The 7288-nt window shown below is 35.4% G+C and carries 16 protein-coding genes; all 16 read right to left on the bottom strand.

What is annotated here, in order from left to right:
- Positions 1–336 precede the first annotated feature (336 nt).
- The 16 genes from rplO to rplB all read right to left on the bottom strand — a co-directional run bounded on the left by rplO (position 337) and on the right by rplB (position 7251).
- Entirely contained in the window at positions 337–777 is a 441-nt protein-coding gene (gene rplO / locus T329_RS0103280; protein WP_029609003.1) for a 50S ribosomal protein L15, read from the bottom strand.
- Between the two features lie 88 nt (positions 778–865).
- Positions 866–1477, bottom strand: a complete 612-nt coding sequence (rpsE, locus tag T329_RS0103275; protein WP_029609002.1) for a 30S ribosomal protein S5 — start codon at positions 1475–1477, stop codon at positions 866–868.
- The gene (gene rplR / locus T329_RS0103270; RefSeq protein WP_029609001.1) at positions 1477–1833 is read right to left on the bottom strand and encodes a 50S ribosomal protein L18; all 357 of its coding nucleotides are present in this window, start codon (positions 1831–1833) and stop codon (positions 1477–1479) included. The genes rpsE and rplR overlap by 1 nt, the downstream gene beginning before the upstream one ends.
- A 17-nt stretch (positions 1834–1850) precedes the next feature.
- Positions 1851–2390 (bottom strand): 50S ribosomal protein L6, encoded by a 540-nt coding sequence (gene rplF, locus T329_RS0103265; RefSeq protein WP_029609000.1) that lies wholly within the window; start codon positions 2388–2390, stop codon positions 1851–1853.
- A 9-nt stretch (positions 2391–2399) separates the two neighbouring features.
- Positions 2400–2795, bottom strand: coding sequence for a 30S ribosomal protein S8 (gene rpsH / locus T329_RS0103260; protein ID WP_029608999.1), 396 nt, complete (start codon positions 2793–2795; stop codon positions 2400–2402).
- 2 nt (positions 2796–2797) lie between these two features.
- Positions 2798–2983 carry a type Z 30S ribosomal protein S14 gene (locus T329_RS0103255; protein WP_029608998.1) on the bottom strand — a complete coding sequence of 62 codons (186 nt, stop codon included), beginning with the start codon at positions 2981–2983 and terminating at the stop codon, positions 2798–2800.
- Between the two features lie 2 nt (positions 2984–2985).
- Complete coding sequence (gene rplE, locus T329_RS0103250; RefSeq protein ID WP_029608997.1) at positions 2986–3531, bottom strand: 50S ribosomal protein L5; 546 nt, start codon at positions 3529–3531, stop codon at positions 2986–2988.
- A gap of 2 nt (positions 3532–3533) precedes the next feature.
- The gene (gene rplX / locus T329_RS0103245; protein ID WP_029608996.1) at positions 3534–3860 is read right to left on the bottom strand and encodes a 50S ribosomal protein L24; all 327 of its coding nucleotides are present in this window, start codon (positions 3858–3860) and stop codon (positions 3534–3536) included.
- 10 nt (positions 3861–3870) lie between these two features.
- Positions 3871–4239 carry a 50S ribosomal protein L14 gene (gene rplN, locus T329_RS0103240; RefSeq protein ID WP_004421686.1) on the bottom strand — a complete coding sequence of 123 codons (369 nt, stop codon included), beginning with the start codon at positions 4237–4239 and terminating at the stop codon, positions 3871–3873.
- The gene (rpsQ, locus tag T329_RS0103235) at positions 4239–4508 is read right to left on the bottom strand and encodes a 30S ribosomal protein S17 (protein WP_029608995.1); all 270 of its coding nucleotides are present in this window, start codon (positions 4506–4508) and stop codon (positions 4239–4241) included. The genes rplN and rpsQ overlap by 1 nt, the downstream gene beginning before the upstream one ends.
- Positions 4508–4702, bottom strand: coding sequence for a 50S ribosomal protein L29 (gene rpmC / locus T329_RS0103230; protein WP_029608994.1), 195 nt, complete (start codon positions 4700–4702; stop codon positions 4508–4510). Before rpmC ends, rpsQ begins: the two co-directional genes overlap by 1 nt.
- Positions 4702–5130 carry a 50S ribosomal protein L16 gene (gene rplP, locus T329_RS0103225; protein WP_029608993.1) on the bottom strand — a complete coding sequence of 143 codons (429 nt, stop codon included), beginning with the start codon at positions 5128–5130 and terminating at the stop codon, positions 4702–4704. Before rplP ends, rpmC begins: the two co-directional genes overlap by 1 nt.
- Positions 5130–5783: a 30S ribosomal protein S3 gene (gene rpsC / locus T329_RS0103220; protein ID WP_029608992.1), complete on the bottom strand. Its 654-nt coding sequence runs from the start codon at positions 5781–5783 to the stop codon at positions 5130–5132. The genes rplP and rpsC overlap by 1 nt, the downstream gene beginning before the upstream one ends.
- Positions 5784–5795: 12 nt before the next feature.
- Entirely contained in the window at positions 5796–6131 is a 336-nt protein-coding gene (gene rplV / locus T329_RS0103215; protein WP_029608991.1) for a 50S ribosomal protein L22, read from the bottom strand.
- Positions 6131–6406, bottom strand: a complete 276-nt coding sequence (rpsS, locus tag T329_RS0103210) for a 30S ribosomal protein S19 (protein WP_029608990.1) — start codon at positions 6404–6406, stop codon at positions 6131–6133. The genes rplV and rpsS overlap by 1 nt, the downstream gene beginning before the upstream one ends.
- Complete coding sequence (rplB, locus tag T329_RS0103205) at positions 6406–7251, bottom strand: 50S ribosomal protein L2 (protein WP_029608989.1); 846 nt, start codon at positions 7249–7251, stop codon at positions 6406–6408. The genes rpsS and rplB overlap by 1 nt, the downstream gene beginning before the upstream one ends.
- Positions 7252–7288: the final 37 nt, after the last annotated feature.

Genomic DNA, 7288 nt, shown 5'->3' with positions numbered 1-7288 from the left:
TAGGCACACAGCCAGCGTTCATCCTGAGCCAGGATCAAACTCTCGAAAAAATTGACTTCGTCATGTTTATATATCTAGTTTTCAAAGAACAATATATCAACTAACAAGTTGCTAAATAATGATAACACAATTTCTAAAATCGCCTAATAAATAATTAAATTTTTTTAATGATCTTAAGAATGTTTACAACGCTATTTGCTAGTTGCTGATATAAATATACTCTTTTTTTTAAATATGCGAAGAAAATTTTTAATTTTTTTTGAGCGAGTATTTTAGGCCTGTTTTAAGGGCACAAATAATAAAAAAACAAGCCTTTTTGGGCTTGTTAATGAGGAATTAAAGTGCTTTGAATTCTCCACCAGCAGCTTCAATAGCATCAATAGCAGCTTGTGAAGCAGCGTGCACGTTTACTAATAATTTTTTAGTTAATTTACCTTGAGCTAAAACTTTAACAGGTAAGTTTCTTTTAATTAAGTTAGCAACAATTAGAGTTTCTAAGTTTACTGTATCGTTAGCGTTAAATCTTTGTTCTAAATCGCTTAAGTTAACAACTTGGTATTCAACGTGGTTTACGTTTGTAAATCCACGTTTACCAATACGACGGAATCAAGGTGTTTGTCCACCTTCAAATCCTGGTCTGTGACCGTGACGTTTGTTTTGACCTGATTGACCTTTACCGGCTTGTTTACCTTTACCGGCTGCGTGACCACGACCAACACGGTGTTTTTCTTTACGTGAACCTAATGTTGGTTTAAGTGTGTTTAATGAAATGCTCATTATTGTCTCCTTTAAGTAATTAAATAAATCTGTTTGAAAAGTACTTTTGAAAATCGTGTTTCAAGTTGCTTAACTAAACTTTATTTAATTATAGTAAGTCTTTAACGTCTTTGCCTCTAATGTCGGCAATTTGTTCTGGTGTACGCATTTGGGTCAGTGCTTTTAAAGTTGCTCTAACGATGTTAGATTTTGAACGTGAACCATAAGTTTTTGAATATAAGTCAGTGTAACCTGCTAATTCAACAACAGCACGTACAGTTGAAGAAGCTACAATCCCAGTACCTTTTGCAGCTGGTTTAAGTAGCACTTTAGAAGCTAAGAATTTAGCTTCGTTTTGGTGTGGAACTGTACCGTGCAATACTGGTAAAGTGATTAAGTTGTTTTTAGCGTCTTTAACTGCTTTTTTGATTGAGTCAGGAACTTCGTTAGCTTTACCATGTCCAAAACCAACACGTCCTTTTTTGTCTCCCACTACCACAAAAGCTGAGAATGAGAATCTTCTTCCACCTTTAACAGTTTTAGAAACTCTCGAAATAGCAATAACTTTTTCGCTAAATTCGTTATTTGCTGCTTCTTCTCTTCTTCTTGGTTGTCTACGTTCTTTGTTTACTCTTGGTGTACGTTGTTTAACTTCACTTTTAGTTTCAGCTGGTTTAACAACTTCTAAAGTTGCGTTTGCTTCGTTTTTAACTTCTGCCATTAGAATTTAACTCCTTTCGCGTGTTCTCTCACTGCTTGCGCGAAAGCTTTAACACGACCATGGTAAATGTAACCTGAACGGTCAAATACGATTTCAGTAATGTTTAATTTTTCAATTTTAGCAGCCATTTGTTTACCTGCTTCAACAGCTGAAGCAATGTTGCCGTGGAATTCGCCTTTAACTAAAGTAGATACACTTGCTAGTGTAACACCTTTAGAGTCATCAATTAGTTGTGCATAAAAGTTTTGGTGTGATTTGAAAACGCTCAAACGTGGTTTGGTTGAAGTACCAATGATTGATTGACGTTCACGTAAGTGTTTCTTTTGACGTGCTTGGTTTCTTGATAATGTAGCCATAATCTATCCTTTCGAAACTACTTAGCAGCAGTTTTCCCTTCTTTACGACGAATAACTTCATCTTTGTATGCCACACCTTTACCTGAGTAAGGGCTTGGTTTTCTTGTTGCACGAACTATAGCCGCAAATTGGCCAACGCTCTCTTTTGAAATTGATGTTAAAACGATTTCTGTTGGTTTTGGTAATTCAACTTTAACATCTGAAGGGATGTTTAAAAGTTCTAAGTGTGATTTACCAACTGCTAATTCTAATTGTTCACCTTTTAAGGTAGCTTTGTAACCTACCCCTTTGATTACTAATTCTTTTTTGAAACCAGCTGACACACCAATTAGCATGTTGCTTATTAGTGCGTTAGTTGTTCCGTGTAATTGTTTAGTAGTTTTTTCTTCGTTTGCTCTTAAGGTGCTAATTTTATTGTCTTCAATTTTGATAGCAATAAGTGGTGAAAAAAGTGCTTCTAGTTCGCCTAATTTACCTTTAACGCTAAATTTGGTTCCGTCTAGTTTTACTTCCACACCAGCAGGGATTGTTAATATTCTATTTCCAACACGTGACATATTAACCCCCTATCAAATGATAGCGATAACTTCACCGCCAACATTTTCCTTACGTGCTTGTTTTTCAGTCATCATTCCTTTTGAAGTTGAAATGATAGCTGTTCCATATCCAGATAATACAGTTGGTAATTCTTGCGCTGAAGAATACACTTTTAGACCTGGTTTTGAAATACGTTTGAAATCGATAATTGCTCTTTGGTTGCCTTTGTATTTTAGGCTCACTTCTAAGGTTTTGTCCACGCCTTCGCCTTTAACGTTAACGGCTTGGATATAGCCTTCTGCTAAAAGAATGTCTAGGATTTTGGCTTTTTTGTTTGAAAAAGGAATGTTTACTGTTTTGAATTTTCTTTGGTTGGCGTTTTTAATACGCACAATCATATCTGAAATTGGATCTGTAATAAACATAATTATCAACTCGCTTTCTTGTAGCCCGGAATTTGACCTGCGTGTGCTTTAACACGGAAGCAAATACGGCAAATTTGGAATTTTCTTAAAACAGCATGTGGACGACCGCATAATTCGCAACGTGTGTAAGCACGGGTTGAGAATTTAGGGTGTTTTTTTTGTTTTGCTTTTAAAGATGCTTTAGCCATAACTATTTATCTCCTTTTACAAATCTCATACCAATTAATTCTAGTAATCTTTTCGCTTCAACGTCTGAATTAGTTGAAGTGATTAATTGTACGTCTAATCCTTTAATTCTTCTAATTTTGTCAAAATCGATTTCTGGGAAGATGATTTCTTCTTTAATTCCTAATGAGTAATTTCCTCTGCCATCAAAGGCTTTAGGGTTAGCCCCACGGAAATCACGAATACGAGGCATAGCAATGTGAATTAATTTTTCTAAAAATTCTCACATTCTGTCTCTACGAAGAGTAACTTTACCCCCCATAGGCATACCTTCTCTTAATTTTCATGATGCATTTGATTTTCTAGCCACAGTTTGGTAAGGTTTTTGACCAGAAATTAGTGTTAATTCGTTTAATACTTCTTCGATTGCTTTTGAGTTAGTTACTTCTTTACCTGCGGTCATGTTTAAAACAATTTTTTCAAGACGTGGCACTTGCATAATTGAGCTGAAGTTGAACTCTTGTTTAAGTGCTGGTACTACAGTTTCTAAATAATGTTTCTTTAAGTTCATAATTAGTATTCCTTATTAGTTTTCTTGATAATTCTTGTTTTGTTACCGTCTTTGTCGATTTTGTAACCGATTCTTGAAATAACTGGAGCTTGAGTTTTAGTACCTTTTTTAGCTATAACTGCTACATTTGAAGCGTGAATTGGACCTTCTTGTTTTTTAATAGCACCATCACCTGCGTGTGAAGGTTTTTTGTGTTTAACTTGCATGTTAACATCTTTAATGTACACTGTATTATTTTTAGCATCAACACGAATAATACGACCTTGTTTGAATTTGTGTGAACCTGAAATTACAATAACTTCGTCGTTTTGTTTAAACTTAATTTTCATATTGACCTTTCTATAAAACTTCAGGAGCTAGAGAAACTATTTTTAAGTATCCCTTGTCACGTAGTTCACGAGCTACTGGCCCAAACACACGTGTCCCTCTCATTGATTTATCTTCTTTAATAATAACTACAGCGTTGTCATCAAATTTGATGTGTGAACCGTTTGGTCTTTTAATACCATAACGTGATCTAACAATCACAGCTTTAACAACTTGACCTTCTTTAACGGCACCGTTAGGTAATGCTTTTTTAACTGAACAAACAATGATATCACCGATGTTAGCGGTTTTTTTACGAGAACCACCTAGCACTCTAATTAAACCAACTTCTTTAGCACCTGAGTTATCAGCAACTTTTAATTTTGATAATTCAATAACCATTATTCTTCTCCTCTAGCAGCTTTTTGTTTAATTTCAACTAAACGGAAGTGTTTGGTTTTTGATAAAGGACGTGTTTCCATAATGGTAACAACATCACCTACAGAAGCTAATAGTTTTTCATCGTGAACAGCGAAACGTTTTACAACTCTATAACGTTTTGAGTATAGGCTGTGTGAACGGTAGCTTTCCACTTCGACAAAAATAGTTTTATCACCACGAACTGATGAAACTTTACCAGTTAGTGTTTTACGTGTGGTTAATCTTTCCATTATTTGTCTCCTTTAAGTTGTTCTAGTGCGGTTAAGCATCTTGCGATATCTTTTTTGACAGCTTTAATTTTGTGGCTGTGGTCTAATTGTCCAGTTGCATTTTTAAAACGAAGGGTTAATAATTCAGCTTTAAGGTCATCGATTAAAGTTTTAAGTTCTTGAGCAGATTTTGCTTGAATATCTTTATAAAGCATTATTCTTGACCTCCTTGATCTTCTTTAGTAACAATTTTTCATTTAACAGGTAACTTATGTCCACCTAAACGTAAGGCTTCACGAGCAATCTCTTCTTTAACACCTGAAACTTCAAACATCATGGTATTAACTTTAACTGGTGTATATCATTTTTCTGGAGACCCTTTACCTGACCCCATACGAACACCAATAGGTTTAGATGTTTTTTGGAAGTGAGGGAAAATTCTAATAAAAACTTGTCCTTCACGGCCCATACGACGAGTAATCGCAATACGAGCTGATTCAATTTGACGAGCATCTACTCATGCTGATGTAACAGCTTGTAGACCGAATTCACCAAATGAAACTTTGTTGCCTTTGTGAGCTTTACGTTTGTCGTGACGTAATAAGAAAGGTTTACGGTATTTAGTTCTTTTTGGTTGTAGCATTATTTTTTACCACCTTCCAAAATTTCGCCTTTTGAAATTCATACTTTAACACCAATAGCACCATATGTAGTTCTAGCTGTTGCTTGTGCATAGTCTACATCTTGACGTAAGGTGTGCAGTTTAATTTCACCACGTGAATAACCTTCAGTACGAGCCATATCAACACCATTTAAACGGCCTGAAACAGCAGTTTTAATACCTTTAGCTCTAGCTTTTAGTGCATCGTTAATAATGTATTTTTGTGCAATTCTAAAGCTTTCACGATTTTCTAATCTCACAGCAATTGCTTCAGCAGCTAAACGAGCGTTTAGTTCTGGCTTAGCAATTTGAACAACTTGCAGATTAATATCAGCTTTTTTATCTTTTAGGAATTTGTGTAGTTGAGTATTTAAAGCATTGATGTTAGCACCAGCTTCACCTAAAATTTTAGCTGGGTTAGCAACATGCAAGTAAACAGTTATTTTGTCAGCTTGTGTTCTTTTAATTTCCACTTGACCGATTTGGTATTTACGTACTAATTTATCGAAGAATTTGTAAATCTTGTCGTCTTGAACAAGTTTTGCACCGAATTCTTTTTTGTCGGCAAATCATGTAGTGTTACGTTCTTTAGTAACACCATAACGAAAACCATTTGGATTAACTTTTTGTCCCATAATATGCCCTTTCTAGTTTCTTTCTTCCAAAACTACAGATAAATTTGATGTACGTTTGAAAATTGAGAATGCTCTACCTTGTGAGTGAGGTTGGAATCTTTTTAGTGTTGGTCCTTCATTAACTATAACTTCTTTAACAAATAATTTAGATGCGTCCATTCCGTGATTGTTGGTTGCGTTAGCAATAGCTGAATTGATTAATTTAACAAATAGTGGAGCTGATTTTTTGTTTGTGTTGTTTAGAATACCTAAAGCTTCACGAACATCTTTGCCTCTAAACAAAGCTGCTACTAAACTTGCTTTACGTACACTTACACGTTGAATTTTAATGTGTGCTTTTGCTTGCATTATTTTTTACCTTTATCAGCACCATGACCTGTGTAGGTTCTTGTTGGTGAGAATTCACCAAGTTTGTGTCCGACCATGTCATCTGTTACATATACATCAATAAAGCTTTTACCGTTGTGAACTTGGAATGTTAAACCTACAAAGTTTGGGAAGATGGTTGAACGTCTTGATCAAGTTTTGATAGGTTTTTTCGCAGCACCATTTTCAACAATGGCCACTACTTTTTTCATTAAGTGGTCATCAACAAATGGTCCTTTTTTCAGACTACGTGCCATTATTTAGCATCCTTTCTTCTTCTTAAAATCAATTTGTTTGAAGATTTTTTAGTTTTTCTAGTTTTAACACCAAGAGCTTTTTTACCTCATGGAGTAAGAGGTGATTTACGTCCGATTGGTTGTTTACCTTCACCACCACCATGTGGGTGATCTACTGGGTTCATTACAGAACCACGAACAGTAGGACGCACACCTAAGTGACGGTTTCTACCAGCTTTACCTAAGTTAACTAGTAGGTGTTCTTCGTTGCCAACTTCTCCAATTGTTGCACGACAACGAGCTAGAATACGACGTGTTTCGCCTGATTTTAGACGTAAAACAACGTATTTACCATTGTCATCTTTACCTAAGATTTGAGCACTTGTACCAGCTGAACGAGCGATAATACCGCCACCACCTGGTTGCATTTCGATGTTGTGGATTAGTGTACCTTCAGGAATTGAGCTTAGAGGTAATGTGTTACCTACTAAAATGTCAACATCATTTCCTGAAATAACTGTTTGACCAACTTTAAGTCCTTTCGGAGTTAAAATGTATCTTTTTTCTCCATCAGCATATGCTAATAATGAAATATTAGCTGAACGGTTTGGGTCATACTCAATTGACTTAACCACTGCTGGAATATTGTCTTTGTTACGTTTGAAGTCGACAAGTCTGTAAAATCTCTTTACACGTCCACCGTGGTGTCTTACTGTAATTTTACCTTGGTTGTTACGACCAGCATTGTTTTTCAAAATTACTAGTAATGACTTTTCAGGAGCATGTCCTGAAAGGTTTTGTGTGTAGTCTAGAGATGACATGTTACGACGACCGTTTGTAGTTGGCTTATAGTGTTTAATTGCCATTGTCATTTCTCCTTGCTTAAAAATATTCGAGGAATTT

It is taken from the genome of Mycoplasma simbae ATCC 49888, assembly GCF_000702705.1.
Taxonomy (GTDB): Bacteria; Bacillota_I; Bacilli_A; order Mycoplasmatales; family Metamycoplasmataceae; genus Mycoplasmopsis; species Mycoplasmopsis simbae.
Note: the sequence above shows the minus strand (reverse complement) of the source record. Positions and strands in the feature narration are given on the sequence as shown.